The sequence below is a fragment of the Bacillus haynesii genome, from assembly GCF_001969855.1.
Lineage (GTDB): Bacteria > Bacillota > Bacilli > Bacillales > Bacillaceae > Bacillus > Bacillus haynesii.
The window spans coordinates 143,886-157,444 of the sequence record NZ_MRBL01000005.1 but is presented as its reverse complement, the minus strand read 5'-3'; the positions used below and the strand labels follow the sequence as shown (position 1 = coordinate 157,444).

Sequence of the window (13,559 nt, the reverse complement as noted above, 5' to 3'; positions counted from 1 at the left end):
GTGCGATATGCCTGAGGGCAAAATCATTAAAGCATTAAGCGGATTTTACTATGTATTGGATGGCGATCAGATCATTCAGTGCAGGGGAAGAGGGGTCTTCAGAAAAAATAAAGTAACCCCTCTCGTCGGCGACGATGTCGTCTACCAGGCCGATAACGATAAGGAAGGCTACATTCTCGAGATTAAAGACAGATTCAATGAATTGGTCAGACCTCCGATCAGCAACGTGGATCAGGCGGTTCTCGTGTTTTCGGCAAAGGAGCCGACATTCAGCACGTCGCTATTGGATCGTTTTTTAGTGCTTGTTGAAGCGGCGGATATTTGGCCGATCATATGCATTACGAAAATGGATCTCGTGGATGATGATTCGCTGAAAGAGCGGATTCATCAATATGCCGAAGACTACCGGAACATCGGGTACAGCGTCTATTTAACATCGATGGAAAACGGAAGCGGCATCGAAGACATCATCCCCCATTTTCAAGATAAAATCACCGTATTCGCCGGCCAGTCCGGCGTGGGCAAGTCTTCGCTTTTAAATGCGATCAGCCCTGACCTTGAACTGAAAACCGCCGGTATTTCCGCCCATTTGGGAAGGGGAAAACATACGACGCGCCATGTGGAGCTGATCGATATAAACGGCGGGCTCGTCGCGGACACCCCGGGCTTCAGCTCGCTTGAGTTTGCCGGTATTGAAGCTGAAGATTTAGGGTCTGCATTTTTGGAAATCGGTGAAAAAAGCACCGAATGCAAGTTCCGCGGGTGCCTGCATCTGAAAGAGCCGAATTGCGCGGTCAAACGCGCCGTGGAAAACGGTGAAATCGCCCAGTATCGCTACGACCATTATGTTGAATTTTTAACAGAGATCAAAGATAGAAAGCCGAGGTATTAAGATATGGTATATGTTGCTCCTTCGATTCTTTCAGCTGATTTTGCCCGTCTAGGGGAGGAAATTCGAGATGTTGAACAAGGCGGCGCCGATTTCATCCACATCGATGTGATGGACGGCCATTTCGTTCCCAACCTGACCATCGGGCCGCTTGTAGTGGAAGCCGTCCGCCCGATCACTGAACTTCCGCTCGACGTTCATTTAATGATCGAAGCGCCTGACCGCTATATACCTGCTTTTGCAAAAGCGGGCGCCGATATTTTGTCCGTCCATGTTGAAGCGTGCCCGCACCTTCACAGGACGATCCAGCTCATCAAAGAGCAGGGAGTCAAAGCGGGTGTCGTCTTGAATCCGCATACCCCTGTGCAGCAGATCGAGCATGTGTTTGAAGACCTTGATCTCGTCTTATTGATGACAGTGAATCCGGGCTTCGGCGGACAGTCGTTTATTTCCTCAGTCCTGCCGAAAATCAGGCAGGTCAAGGAGATGGCTGAGCAAAAAGGACTCGCCGACCTGCTGATTGAAGTGGACGGTGGCGTCAACAAAAATACGGCAAGACAGTGTATCGAAGCGGGAGCGAACCTGCTTGTTGCGGGATCTGCCGTTTATAACGAAAAAGACCGCAAAAAAGCCATTTCCGATATAAAAGGTGCGCTTGGGTAAGGTGTCCCGATGAAAGAGAGCCGGCTTTCTGCAGCTGCGCTCTTTTTTTTAGGGCGTTCACAGAAAGGACAATGCGATGAAAACGATCAATATTGTAGCGGGAGGCCCTGATCATCTGATTCCCGACTTGGTGCAGTATCAGGACGGGGATGCGCTTTGGGTCGGGGTTGACAGAGGCGCTGTCACCCTTTTGGAAGCGGGGATCGTGCCTGATGAAGCATTCGGGGATTTTGACAGCATCACAGAAGAACAAAAAAAAGCCATTGAAAAGGCTGCTCCCCGCCTCCATATTTATCAGGCGGAAAAAGATCAGACGGATTTGGACCTTGCGTTAAGCTGGGCCGTCGGACAGCGGCCTTCATTCATCAGAATGTTCGGCATTTCGGGAGGCAGAGCAGACCATTTTCTCGGGAATCTGCACCTTCTTTATACCGCGATGAAGCAAAACGTCAAGACCGTCATGATCGACCGCCAAAATACGATCAGCATGCACCCCCCAGGTTCCTACACCGCCATGCATGATCAAACAAAACCGTATATTTCATTCCTGCCGTTTACGGAGACGGTAAAAAACCTTTCTCTCGAAGGATTTAAGTATTCTTTAAATAAGTGTCATATTGCTCTCGGTTCGACACTATGTATTAGTAACGAACTCATCCATTCACAAGGTGCTTTTTCGTTTTCTGAAGGCATATTAATAATGATAAGAAGCACTGATTAAATATCCTGGCGCTTCCGCTTGCTTTGTGTTTGGGATCCGATGTTGAAGGTGGATGCGGTTGCGGACTCTTTGAGGAGGGAAGGGAATGAAATTTTACACCATCAAATTACCGAAGTTTTTAGGGGGAATCGTCCGGGCGATGCTTGGCTCGTTTCGCAAAGACTAAGAAGCGCCGGGTGCGCTTTTTTTGCGGAGCGGGTCAAAGGGCTCTCCCCGGATAGCAGAGGAACGAAAAAACGCCTGCCTAAAGCGTACAGTCGCTCTTGGCAGGCGTTTATTTTTTCTTATACACGCTCAACTTTTCCAGATTTCAAAGCTCGAGCAGATACATATACTTTTTTAGGCTTGCCGTTCACAAGAATGCGCACTTTTTGAACGTTAGCGCCCCATGTGCGTTTAGAAGCGTTCATCGCGTGAGAACGAGAGTTGCCAGAACGTGCTTTTCTGCCTGTAATAACGCATTTACGTGCCATTTGTTTCCCTCCTAACTATCAAAAAAAACATCATCATTTTTTATCAGTTGATCACCTGTGATGCTTCAGATACTTTAATAATTTACCACAGCTAAAAACCGTTTGCAACTATTGATTGCTCTGCTTTCAAGAAAAATTCCTTGACATCTTGAAAAAATGAACGCGCTGTAGTATAAGTAGGGTTAGGTTTGGAGAGAAGCCTGCCTGTTCTTTTAAAAAGAAGGTCCTTATAGTAGAATGATGATAACCAGAGGTCAAAAGCGAGACTCGAAAAGGAGGAACCAACGTGTCCATTGAATTCCGAACAAAATACGGACAGATTGATATATCAAACGAAGTGGTCGCCATGGTTGCAGGAGGCGCAGCGATCGACTGCTACGGGATCGTAGGTATGGCATCCAAGAACCAAATTAAAGACGGACTGACTGAAATCCTCAGAAAAGAAAACTTTGCAAGAGGCGTTATCGTCCGCCAGGAAGAAGATCGTATTCATATTGACATGTACATCATTGTCAGCTACGGAACAAAAATTTCAGAAGTGGCACATAATGTTCAAACAAAAGTCAAATATACGCTCGATCATACAGTGGGTCTTGCAGTAGATTCCGTAAATATTTACGTTCAAGGAGTACGAGTGACGAACCCGTAGTTAGGAGGAAAACAAGAGTGTCTATACGAAATCTGGATGGAAAAGCTTTTGCAGAAATGGTTCTGTACGGCGCACACCATCTGTCTCAAAACGCAAATGTAGTTGATGCGTTAAACGTATTTCCGGTTCCGGACGGAGATACGGGAACGAACATGAATCTGTCGATGACATCCGGTGCAAAAGAAGTGGAGCAAATCGATACCGCCAATATCGGCAAAGTGGCACAAAGCCTGTCAAGAGGGCTTTTGATGGGAGCGCGTGGAAACTCGGGCGTCATTTTATCCCAGCTGTTCAGAGGCTTTGGCAAATCGATTGAACAGAAGTCGGACATTAACGCGAAAGAATTTGCCGCCGCGTTCCAGGCCGGAGTTGACACCGCCTACAAGGCTGTCATGAAACCGGTCGAAGGCACGATCTTGACGGTTGCCAAAGATGCGGCAAAAAAAGCAGTGCTCACCGCTCAAACTGAAACCGATATCATCAAGGTGATGGAAGCCGTCGTGAATGAAGCGGAGGCTTCATTGGAGCGGACGCCTGAGCTGCTTCCGGTTTTAAAGGAAGTCGGTGTCGTCGACAGCGGCGGAAAAGGGCTTCTTTACGTGTATGAAGGGTTTCTCGCTTCTTTAAAGGGAGAAAAGCTTTCTGAAAAAGCGGCAGCCCTTCCGTCATTGGATGATCTTGTCAGTGCGGAGCACCATAAAAACGCTCAAAGCCACATGAACACAGAAGACATCGAATTCGGCTACTGCACGGAGTTTATGGTGAAACTCGACAGCGGCAAAAGAAACTTTAATGAAGATGTGTTCCGCCAGGATTTAAGCGGCTTCGGTGATTCGCTGCTCGTCGTCTCAGACGAAAATATCGCCAAGGTGCACATCCATGCCGAATATCCAGGGGAAGTCATGACTTATGCGCAAAAATACGGCAGCCTAATCAACATAAAAATCGAAAATATGAGAGAACAGCACAGCGCGATTCTCAGTCAGAACAAACGTGAGACGGCTGCACCGGCTGAAAAAGCGCCGGCAGAAAAACAGCCGTACGGCATCGTCACAGTGGCCATGGGAGAAGGGATTGCCGAGCTTTTCGAAAGCATCGGCGCCACAAAGGTCATAGAAGGCGGCCAGACGATGAATCCGAGCACGGAAGACATCGTTCAGGCAATCAAAGACGCCAATGCGGAGACGGTCGTGATTCTGCCGAATAATTCAAACATTGTCATGGCGGCGAACCAGGCTGCGGATGTTGCCGGACAACATGTGATTGTCATCCCGACGAAGACCGTTCCTCAAGGGATGGCCGCACTGCTCGCATTCAACCCGGCCCTTGAAGCGGACGAGAATGAAGCCGCTATGCTCGGTGCGATCGGCGAGGTAAAAAGCGGACAAATCACCTATGCGGTCAGAGACACAAACATTGACGGCATCGATATTAAAAAAGGCGATTTTATGGGCATATTAAACGGAAAAATCGTTGAGACGGCGTCTGACCAGTTAACAGCAGCGAAAAAGCTGATTGCAGGCATGATCGATGAAGACAGTGAAATCGTCACCGTGATCAAAGGTGAAGACGCGCCGGAAGAAGAGGCCGAAGAACTCGCTGCCTTCATCAGCGAGACGTACGAAGACGTTGAAGTAGAAGTGCACGACGGAAAACAGCCGCTGTATTCCTACATTCTGGCTGTTGAATAAAGGATCAAAGGCAGAAGGGCAAGTTGATAAAAGCCCTTCTCTTCTTTTGGCTTTTTTTAAAGCATCAGTCCGCTCGGGCGTTGTCTGCTTGCCAATCGGGGCATGATCGATTAGTCTAAAAAAAAACGGCTTTTTTTCCTCCGTACAGCGGGGGAATCTGTGTGTAAAAGGGGGATAAGGATGAAGTACAGAAGTGTGTTTGATATTATCGGGCCCGTCATGATCGGACCGTCAAGTTCTCATACGGCCGGCGCGGCCAGAATCGGCAGAGTCGCCAGAAGCGTGTTTGGGAGGGAGCCGAAACAAATCATTGTATCGCTCTATGGTTCTTTTGCCGAAACGTATAAAGGACATGGAACAGATGTTGCGATCATCGGCGGCCTTTTGGATTTTGATACATTTGATGAAAGAATCAAAGATTCGATCCGCCTAGCCGAAGAAAAGGGAATCGCCATTGAGTTCCGGGAAGAAGAAGCGGTTCCGAAGCATCCCAATACAGCCCGCATCCTCATCTCTGATGATGAAGGCTCCCTTGAACTCGCAGGCGTCTCAATCGGCGGAGGGAAAATCGAAATCATTGAGCTGAACGGCTTCGAACTCCGATTATCGGGTAATCACCCCGCTATTTTAGTCGTCCATAACGACCGCTACGGAACGATTGCAGGCGTAGCCAATGTGCTTGCAAAGTTCGCAATCAACATCGGCCATATGGAAGTGGCCCGCAAAGACGTCGGCCAGGAAGCGCTCATGACGATTGAGGTCGATCAAACGATTGATCCGGCTGTTTTTGATGAATTGAGAGCGCTGCCGAACATCATTGAGGTGACCCAGATCGCTGACTAAAAGGAGGGTGAGACGATATGTTTCGAAATGTGAAAGAATTAATTCAGCTGACAAAAGAAAAGAACGTGTCCATCTCTGACATCATGATCACGCAGGAGATCGAGGTGACAGGCCGGACGCGGGAAGAAATATTCAAGCAGATGGAAGCTAACTTGGCTGTGATGGAAGATGCTGTTCAAAAAGGCGTTGAAGGCGTTGTGTCGCACTCCGGATTGACGGGAGGAGACGCCGTTAAGCTTCAGGCCTATCTCAAATCAGGCAAAGGGCTGTCAGGGGACGTCGTCCTTGACGCTGTCAGCAAAGCGGTTGCGACAAATGAAGTCAACGCTGCGATGGGAACGATTTGCGCAACGCCGACGGCCGGATCGGCCGGCGTGGTCCCGGGGACGCTCTTTGCGGTAAAAGAGAAACTACACCCGACGAAAGAGCAGATGGTCCGCTTTTTATTTACATCGGGAGCGTTCGGATTCGTCGTTGCCAACAATGCGAGCATTTCGGGAGCCGCCGGAGGCTGTCAGGCTGAAGTCGGCTCGGCCTCGGGCATGGCGGCTGCCGCCATCGTCGAAATGGCGGGAGGAACCCCTGAACAATGCGCCGAAGCGATGGCCATCGCTTTAAAAAACGTACTCGGTCTAGTCTGCGATCCTGTCGCAGGGCTCGTTGAGGTGCCGTGTGTGAAGCGGAACGCGATGGGCGCAGCCAATGCAATGGTCGCGGCTGATATGGCGCTTGCCGGCATTACAAGCCGCATTCCATGCGATGAAGTGATCGATGCGATGTACAAAATCGGCCAGACGATGCCGACGGCACTAAGGGAAACAGGCCGGGGCGGTCTTGCCGCAACACCGACGGGCAAAGAATTGGAGAAAAAAATATTCGGAGGAGCGTCAGCTGCACGTGGAACACAATCTGCAACTTAGTATATCTGTTATAAAAGGCGTCGGGACGGAAACGGAAAAAACGTTAAACGAGCTCGGAATCTATACAGTTCTCGATCTTTTAAACTACTTCCCGTACCGATATGACGATTATGAATTGCGCGATTTGGAAGAAGTGGCACACGACGAACGAGTGACGGTGGAAGGGAAGGTTCACAGCGAGCCTTCTCTTGCCTATTACGGGAAAAAGCGGAGCCGCCTCACATTCCGGCTATTAGTCGGAAACTATTTGATTACAGCGGTTTGCTTTAACAGACCTTATTTGAAAAAAAAGCTTGCGATCGGCTCGATTGTTACGGTAACCGGAAAATGGGACAAGCACAGACAATCCGTAATGGTGCAGGAGCTGAAAAACGGGCCGCACCAAGGTGATCAGTCGATTGAACCCGTCTACTCCGTCAAAGAAAACATCACCGTAAAGACGATGAGGAAATTGATTCAGGAAGCCGTCCGCAGCCATTTGCCGTTTGCCGAAGATCCCCTTCCGGAGAAGCTTCGGACCGCCTATAAACTTCTGTCTTACCAGGAGGCCGTGAAGGCGATGCACAAGCCTGAGTCGAGGGAAGCTTTAAAACATGCGCGGCGCCGTTTTGTATATGAGGAATTTTTACTGTTTCAGCTGAAAATGCAGGCTTTGCGGAAGTTCGAGCGGGAAGCGTCCGACGGAATCAGCCACACCTTTCAGCTGGAAGACGTCAATTCGTTTGTCAAAAGCCTTCCGTTTCCTTTGACAAACGCGCAGGCGAAAGCGCTCGACGACATATTAAGGGATATGGCTTCAGGGTATAAAATGAATCGGCTTTTGCAGGGAGACGTCGGTTCAGGCAAAACAGCCGTCGCCGCGATTGCGCTATACGCCTCGCTGCTTTCGGGATTCCAGGGGGCGATGATGGTGCCGACCGAAATACTGGCGGAACAGCACGCCGATTCGCTTGTATCCCTCTTTGAACAACACGATGTCAATGTGGCGCTTTTAACAAGCTCTGTGAAAGGGAAAAGGAGAAGAGAGCTTTTAGAAAGATTAAAAGAAGGAGAAATCGATATTTTGGTGGGGACGCACGCCCTTATTCAGGACGATGTCCACTTTAAACAGCTCGGGCTCGTGATCACCGATGAACAGCACCGCTTCGGCGTCGAGCAAAGAAAAAAACTGAGAAGCAAAGGGAAAGATCCCGATGTCTTGTTTATGACGGCGACGCCGATTCCGAGAACGCTGGCAATTACGGTTTTCGGGGAAATGGATGTGTCCGTCATCGATGAAATGCCGGCTGGGCGAAAGCGGATCGAGACTTATTGGGTGAAGCACGACATGCTTGAACGGATTCTCGCATTTATCGAAAAAGAACTGAAAAAAGGCAGACAGGCGTATGTGATTTGTCCCTTGATTGAAGAATCGGACAAGCTCGACGTTCAAAATGCGATCGATGTGCACAGCATGCTGACCCATGCTTTCAGAGGAAGATGGCAAATCGGTCTCATGCACGGAAAGCTGTCAAATGACGAGAAAGAACAGGTGATGAGGCAGTTCAGCAAAAACGAATGCCAGATTCTCGTTTCCACAACCGTCGTTGAAGTCGGGGTAAACGTTCCGAATGCGACGGTCATGCTGATCTATGATGCCGACCGGTTCGGCCTTTCCCAGCTGCACCAGCTTCGCGGCCGGGTCGGGCGGGGCGATCACCAGTCGTATTGCATCCTGATGGCAGACCCGAAATCTGAAACGGGCAAAGAGCGCATGAGCATCATGTCTGAGACGACGGACGGCTTTGAGCTTTCTGAAAAGGATCTTGAACTCAGAGGGCCCGGGGACTTCTTCGGCAAAAAACAGAGCGGGATGCCGGAGTTTAAAGTTGCCGACATGGTTCACGACTACCGTGCGCTGGAAACGGCAAGAAGAGACGCTGCAGAACTTGTCTCTTCAAAAGCGTTCTGGACGGATGCCGAATATGAAAGCCTGCGGGTACACTTGCAAAACAGCGGGGTTATGGACGGAGAAAAGCTGAGCTGACCTGAAGTCCCGTGAAAATTTATCGTGGGCGGGTAAAGAAAGATTGCATTCCAATCTATGAAATTATATACTACTATTAGTACCTAGTCATAATTGCGCGGATGGTGTTTAAAAACATGAGAAAAAGTAAGAGAGAACGCCAAGAATTGCTGCAGCAGACGATTCGTACGACCCCGTTTATTACAGACGAGGAGTTAGCGGAGAAATTTAACGTCAGCATTCAGACGATTCGCTTGGACCGTTTGGAACTTTCCATACCTGAACTGAGAGAAAGAATCAAAAGTGTTGCCGAGAAATCTCTTGAAGATGAAGTCAAGTCTCTCCCGCTCGACGAGGTCATTGGCGAGATTATTGACTTGGAGCTGGATGAGCACGCGATTTCAATTCTTGAGATCAGAAGGGAGCACGTTTTCAGCCGAAATCAAATCGCCAGGGGCCACCATTTGTTTGCCCAGGCCAACTCGCTCGCCGTCGCCCTCATCGATGATGAGCTCGCATTGACAGCCAAAGCGGACATCCGCTTTACCAGGCAAGTCAAGCAAGGCGAACGGGTCGTTGCAAAAGCGAAAGTCGTGAAGCTTGATAAAGATAAAGGCAGAACAGTTGTTGAAGTGAACAGCTATGTTGCCGAAGAGCCTGTGTTTTCAGGCGAATTTGTCATGTATCGTTCAAAACAATCATAGAAGGTGGCGCGTAAGTCATGAAAATTGCTGTAGATGCCATGGGAGGGGACAATGCTCCCAAAGCGGTTATTGAAGGCGTGATGAAAGCGGTCGAAGATTTTGAAGACCTCGAGATCACGCTGATCGGCGACCGGGAAAAAATAGCCGCCCATTTAACAGAACACGGGCGGATCACCGTCAAACACGCGGAAGAAGTCATCGAAGCGACCGACGAGCCAGTCAGAGCCGTCAGAAGAAAGAAGAATTCATCGATGGTTCTGATGGCTGGGGAAGTTGCCGAAGGCAGGGCTGATGCCTGCATTTCCGCAGGAAACACCGGAGCGCTTATGACGGCCGGGCTCTTTATCGTCGGCCGGATTGAAGGGATTGAAAGGCCTGCGTTGGCACCGACATTGCCGACCGTCTCCGGAGACGGCTTTCTCCTTCTTGATGTCGGAGCGAATGTGGACGCCAAGCCCGAACATCTTGTTCAATACGCCATTATGGGATCTGTTTACGGAGAACAGGTGCTTGGCGTCAAAAATCCGCGCATCGGACTTTTAAACGTCGGAACCGAAGACAAAAAAGGAAATGAGCTTGCCAAGCAGACCTTTCAACAATTAAAGGAAACCGATCTGAACTTCATCGGTAATGTAGAAGCACGCGATATGCTGGACGGAGTCGCTGATGTCATCGTGACAGACGGCTTTACCGGTAACGTTGCTTTGAAAACGGTAGAAGGCGCGGCGCTGTCCATTTTTAAAATGCTGAGAACGACGCTGACTTCGAGCTTCACGGCGAAGCTCGCCGCTTCTGCGCTGAAGCCGAAGCTGAAAGAAATGAAAACAAAAATGGATTACTCTGAATACGGCGGAGCCGGATTGTTCGGCTTAAAGGCGCCCGTCATCAAAGCGCACGGATCATCTGACGGACGCGCCGTTTATCACGCGATCCGCCAGGCAAGAGAGATGGTCAGTCAAAATGTCGCGGCATTTATCGAAGAAAAAATTCAACAAAAAGCAGATGAATAGTCTGGAGGTTTTAACACATGGGCAAGATTGCTTTTCTATTCCCGGGCCAAGGCTCGCAGCATATCGGCATGGGACACGAATTGTATGAAAAAGAACCGAATGCAAAGAAGATTTTTGAAGAAGCGGATCAAACGCTTGAAACAAAACTGAGCACCCTCATGTTTGAAGGGGATGCAAAGGAACTGACGCTTACATACAACGCGCAGCCAAGCCTTTTAACGGCAAGCGTCGCAGCGCTTGAAAAACTGAAGGAATACGGCATTAAAGCCGACTATGCGGCAGGGCACAGCCTCGGCGAATACAGCGCATTGGTAGCTGCCGGCGCTTTGTCGTTTAAAGACGCGGTTTATGCTGTCAGAAAGCGCGGCGAATTCATGAATGAAGCCGTGCCGGCAGGAGAAGGCGCGATGGCGGCAATTCTCGGCATGGACAGCCAGGCGCTGAAAGAAGTGACGGACAAAATTTCTGAAGAAGGAAACCTTGTTCAGCTGGCCAATTTGAACTGCCCCGGGCAAATCGTCATCTCGGGAACAGCTAAAGGCGTGGAGCTCGCTTCAGAGCTCGCCAAAGAAAAGGGCGCGAAACGCGCGATTCCTCTTGAAGTCAGCGGGCCGTTCCATTCTGAACTGATGAAGCCGGCAGCTGATAAGCTTCGTGAAGTTCTTGATGCGTGCACGATCAACGATGCAGCGATTCCGGTCGTCTCCAACGTAACGGCCGACTTTGTAACGGATAAAGACGATATTAAGAATAAACTGATTGAACAACTGTATTCCCCTGTGCGCTTTGAAGAAACAATCAGCCGCCTGATTGACGAAGGCGTCACAACGTTCATCGAAATCGGTCCCGGAAAAGTTTTGTCAGGGCTTGTGAAGAAAGTGAACCGCAGAGTCAAAACGATTGCTGTATCAGACCCGAACACAATTGAACTTGCCGTTCAAACGTTGAAGGAGGAAAACGAAAATGCTGGAGAATAAAACAGCCGTTGTTACAGGAGCCTCAAGAGGGATCGGCCGCGCGATCGCCCTGGACCTGGCGAAAAACGGAGCAAATGTCGTCGTCAACTACGCGGGAAATGAAGCGAAAGCGAACGAAGTCGTAGACGAAATCAAAGCGCTCGGCCGCGATGCGTTTGCTTTTAAAGCGGACGTTTCCAATGCGGATGAGGTTCAGGCGATGATGAAAGAAGCGGTTGGACGCTTCGGCACGCTTGACATCCTTGTCAACAATGCGGGCATTACAAAAGACAATCTGTTCATGAGAATGAAAGAAGATGAATGGGACGACGTCATTAACATAAACTTAAAAGGTGTGTTCAATTGTTCTAAAGCTGTGACAAGACAGATGATGAAACAAAGAAGTGGCCGGATCATCAATATCACCTCGGTTGTAGGCGTTGTCGGTAACGCCGGGCAGGCCAACTATGTCGCAGCAAAATCAGGCGTGATCGGCTTGACGAAAACACTGGCGAAAGAGCTGGCGTCAAGAAACATCACCGTTAATGCGATCGCTCCGGGATTTATTTCAACGGAAATGACGGACAAGCTGACGAAAGACATTCAAGATGAAATGCTGAAGCAGATTCCGCTTGCACGGTTCGGCGATCCGTCTGACATCAGCAGTGCCGTTGTTTTCCTCGCATCTGACCATGCGAGCTACATGACCGGCCAGACGCTGAACATCAACGGCGGAATGGCTATGGTTTAAACGACAGCAAAAATTGAATTATCTCTGGTTTTTTAAAAACGAATCAACTATAATACTTGAGGGGAGGTGAATAGCTATGGCAGACGCATTAGAGCGTGTAACAAAAATCATCGTAGACCGCCTCGGCGTGGATGAAGCTGACGTCACTCTTGAAGCTTCTTTTAAAGAGGATTTAGGCGCTGATTCCCTGGATGTAGTTGAGCTTGTCATGGAACTTGAAGACGAGTTTGATATGGAGATTTCTGACGAAGATGCTGAAAAGATTGCAACAGTCGGTGACGCTGTGAACTACATAAATAGTAAGCAGTAAGCTCATTTAAAGTCCCGTTTAAAGACGGGGCTTTATCCCTTTATAAATGCAGCTTTAATTTTCATGTCTTGCCCAATGATACACGAGCCTGCCTTTTCATAGGAGGTGAGGTGAACTTGATGTGCCCATATGGAGGTTGCTATGTCAAAACATTCACATTTCAGAGACAAAAAAATGTTTCAAAAGAAAGCGGAGCAGTTTAAAAAATTTCAGGAACGGATTTCGGTTCAATTTCAAAACGAGAAGCTTTTATATCAAGCGTTTACACATTCATCTTATGTGAATGAGCATCGAAAGAAGCCATATGAAGATAATGAGAGGCTTGAATTTTTAGGAGACGCCGTTTTGGAACTGACGATTTCTCAATTTTTATACGCCAAATACCCGGCGATGAGCGAGGGTGATTTGACGAAATTGAGAGCGGCGATCGTATGTGAGCCTTCTTTGGTTTCCCTGGCCCACGAGCTTTCTTTCGGAGAGCTAGTTTTGTTGGGAAAAGGAGAGGAAATGACTGGAGGAAGAAAGCGTCCGGCGCTTTTAGCCGATGTGTTTGAAGCTTTTATCGGTGCGCTCTATCTGGATCAGGGGCTCGAAGCTGTCGTGGCCTTTCTGAAAGCGTACGTTTTCCCTAAAATTGACGATGGTGCTTTTTCTCATGTGATGGATTTTAAAAGCCAGCTGCAGGAATTTGTACAACGCGACGGACGAGGCATTCTGGAGTATAAAATCCTTCAGGAAAAAGGACCGGCGCACAACCGCGAATTTGAAGCAAATGTATCGCTAAAAGGAGAAGTACTTGGGGTGGGAAACGGCCGTTCCAAAAAAGAAGCAGAACAGCATGCTGCTCAAGAAGCGCTTGCGAAGCTGCAAAAACACCATATGAAACAATAAATCCCCCTTGCAAAACTCAGGGGGATTTCAATGTATTTTGAGCCTTTTCAATAGGGTTATGATAGAATTGTAATACTTTAATA

The 13,559-nt window shown here is 48.8% G+C and carries 16 protein-coding genes; 15 read left to right on the top strand and 1 reads right to left on the bottom strand.

The window, feature by feature from the left end:
• The first annotated feature begins 7 nt into the window (after positions 1–7).
• From rsgA to spoVM, 4 genes are all read left to right on the top strand, one after another.
• On the top strand, positions 8–892 hold the full coding sequence (rsgA, locus tag BTA31_RS05425) for a ribosome small subunit-dependent GTPase A (RefSeq protein ID WP_076789570.1): 885 nt from the start codon (positions 8–10) through the stop codon (positions 890–892).
• Between the two features lie 3 nt (positions 893–895).
• The gene (rpe, locus tag BTA31_RS05420) at positions 896–1,552 is read left to right on the top strand and encodes a ribulose-phosphate 3-epimerase (protein WP_076789567.1); all 657 of its coding nucleotides are present in this window, start codon (positions 896–898) and stop codon (positions 1,550–1,552) included.
• Positions 1,553–1,628: 76 nt separating this feature from the next.
• Positions 1,629–2,273, top strand: a complete 645-nt coding sequence (locus BTA31_RS05415; protein ID WP_076789565.1) for a thiamine diphosphokinase — start codon at positions 1,629–1,631, stop codon at positions 2,271–2,273.
• A gap of 85 nt (positions 2,274–2,358) precedes the next feature.
• Positions 2,359–2,439, top strand: coding sequence for a stage V sporulation protein SpoVM (gene spoVM / locus BTA31_RS05410; RefSeq protein WP_003221545.1), 81 nt, complete (start codon positions 2,359–2,361; stop codon positions 2,437–2,439).
• A 118-nt stretch (positions 2,440–2,557) separates the two neighbouring features.
• Here the strand turns inward: spoVM and rpmB are convergent, their stop codons facing one another.
• The gene (rpmB, locus tag BTA31_RS05405; RefSeq protein ID WP_043925945.1) at positions 2,558–2,746 is read right to left on the bottom strand and encodes a 50S ribosomal protein L28; all 189 of its coding nucleotides are present in this window, start codon (positions 2,744–2,746) and stop codon (positions 2,558–2,560) included.
• Positions 2,747–3,032: 286 nt separating this feature from the next.
• Here rpmB and BTA31_RS05400 point away from each other — a divergent pair, with 286 nt between their 5' ends.
• From BTA31_RS05400 to rnc, 11 genes are all read left to right on the top strand, one after another.
• Positions 3,033–3,395: an Asp23/Gls24 family envelope stress response protein gene (locus BTA31_RS05400; protein ID WP_003181687.1), complete on the top strand. Its 363-nt coding sequence runs from the start codon at positions 3,033–3,035 to the stop codon at positions 3,393–3,395.
• Positions 3,396–3,412: 17 nt separating this feature from the next.
• Positions 3,413–5,086, top strand: a complete 1,674-nt coding sequence (locus BTA31_RS05395) for a DAK2 domain-containing protein (RefSeq protein WP_076789561.1) — start codon at positions 3,413–3,415, stop codon at positions 5,084–5,086.
• A 180-nt stretch (positions 5,087–5,266) separates the two neighbouring features.
• Positions 5,267–5,929, top strand: coding sequence for an L-serine ammonia-lyase, iron-sulfur-dependent subunit beta (sdaAB, locus tag BTA31_RS05390; protein WP_043925943.1), 663 nt, complete (start codon positions 5,267–5,269; stop codon positions 5,927–5,929).
• A 17-nt stretch (positions 5,930–5,946) separates the two neighbouring features.
• Positions 5,947–6,849, top strand: a complete 903-nt coding sequence (gene sdaAA / locus BTA31_RS05385; RefSeq protein WP_076789558.1) for an L-serine ammonia-lyase, iron-sulfur-dependent, subunit alpha — start codon at positions 5,947–5,949, stop codon at positions 6,847–6,849.
• Positions 6,827–8,875 (top strand): ATP-dependent DNA helicase RecG, encoded by a 2,049-nt coding sequence (gene recG, locus BTA31_RS05380; protein ID WP_239693142.1) that lies wholly within the window; start codon positions 6,827–6,829, stop codon positions 8,873–8,875. Before sdaAA ends, recG begins: the two co-directional genes overlap by 23 nt.
• A gap of 116 nt (positions 8,876–8,991) precedes the next feature.
• The gene (gene fapR / locus BTA31_RS05375; RefSeq protein WP_003181698.1) at positions 8,992–9,558 is read left to right on the top strand and encodes a transcription factor FapR; all 567 of its coding nucleotides are present in this window, start codon (positions 8,992–8,994) and stop codon (positions 9,556–9,558) included.
• A gap of 17 nt (positions 9,559–9,575) precedes the next feature.
• Complete coding sequence (plsX, locus tag BTA31_RS05370; protein WP_043925941.1) at positions 9,576–10,568, top strand: phosphate acyltransferase PlsX; 993 nt, start codon at positions 9,576–9,578, stop codon at positions 10,566–10,568.
• Positions 10,569–10,585: 17 nt separating this feature from the next.
• Complete coding sequence (fabD, locus tag BTA31_RS05365; RefSeq protein WP_043925940.1) at positions 10,586–11,545, top strand: ACP S-malonyltransferase; 960 nt, start codon at positions 10,586–10,588, stop codon at positions 11,543–11,545.
• On the top strand, positions 11,532–12,275 hold the full coding sequence (fabG, locus tag BTA31_RS05360; protein ID WP_023857217.1) for a 3-oxoacyl-[acyl-carrier-protein] reductase: 744 nt from the start codon (positions 11,532–11,534) through the stop codon (positions 12,273–12,275). Before fabD ends, fabG begins: the two co-directional genes overlap by 14 nt.
• Before the next feature lie 76 nt (positions 12,276–12,351).
• The gene (gene acpP / locus BTA31_RS05355; protein WP_003181706.1) at positions 12,352–12,585 is read left to right on the top strand and encodes an acyl carrier protein; all 234 of its coding nucleotides are present in this window, start codon (positions 12,352–12,354) and stop codon (positions 12,583–12,585) included.
• A 141-nt stretch (positions 12,586–12,726) separates the two neighbouring features.
• On the top strand, positions 12,727–13,476 hold the full coding sequence (gene rnc / locus BTA31_RS05350; RefSeq protein WP_043925939.1) for a ribonuclease III: 750 nt from the start codon (positions 12,727–12,729) through the stop codon (positions 13,474–13,476).
• Positions 13,477–13,559 lie beyond the last annotated feature (83 nt).

Excerpts from the sequence above, each read along its gene's own strand:
- rsgA (WP_076789570.1), top strand. The coding sequence starts at position 8 with ATGCCTGAGGGCAAAATCATTAAAGCATTAAGCGGATTTTACTATGTA.
- rpe (WP_076789567.1), top strand. The coding sequence starts at position 896 with ATGGTATATGTTGCTCCTTCGATTCTTTCAGCTGATTTTGCCCGTCTA.
- BTA31_RS05415 (WP_076789565.1), top strand. The coding sequence starts at position 1,629 with ATGAAAACGATCAATATTGTAGCGGGAGGCCCTGATCATCTGATTCCC.
- spoVM (WP_003221545.1), top strand. The coding sequence starts at position 2,359 with ATGAAATTTTACACCATCAAATTACCGAAGTTTTTAGGGGGAATCGTC.
- rpmB (WP_043925945.1), bottom strand. The coding sequence starts at position 2,746 with ATGGCACGTAAATGCGTTATTACAGGCAGAAAAGCACGTTCTGGCAAC.
- sdaAB (WP_043925943.1), top strand. The coding sequence starts at position 5,267 with ATGAAGTACAGAAGTGTGTTTGATATTATCGGGCCCGTCATGATCGGA.
- sdaAA (WP_076789558.1), top strand. The coding sequence starts at position 5,947 with ATGTTTCGAAATGTGAAAGAATTAATTCAGCTGACAAAAGAAAAGAAC.
- fapR (WP_003181698.1), top strand. The coding sequence starts at position 8,992 with ATGAGAAAAAGTAAGAGAGAACGCCAAGAATTGCTGCAGCAGACGATT.
- plsX (WP_043925941.1), top strand. The coding sequence starts at position 9,576 with ATGAAAATTGCTGTAGATGCCATGGGAGGGGACAATGCTCCCAAAGCG.
- fabD (WP_043925940.1), top strand. The coding sequence starts at position 10,586 with ATGGGCAAGATTGCTTTTCTATTCCCGGGCCAAGGCTCGCAGCATATC.
- fabG (WP_023857217.1), top strand. The coding sequence starts at position 11,532 with ATGCTGGAGAATAAAACAGCCGTTGTTACAGGAGCCTCAAGAGGGATC.
- acpP (WP_003181706.1), top strand. The coding sequence starts at position 12,352 with ATGGCAGACGCATTAGAGCGTGTAACAAAAATCATCGTAGACCGCCTC.
- rnc (WP_043925939.1), top strand. The coding sequence starts at position 12,727 with ATGTCAAAACATTCACATTTCAGAGACAAAAAAATGTTTCAAAAGAAA.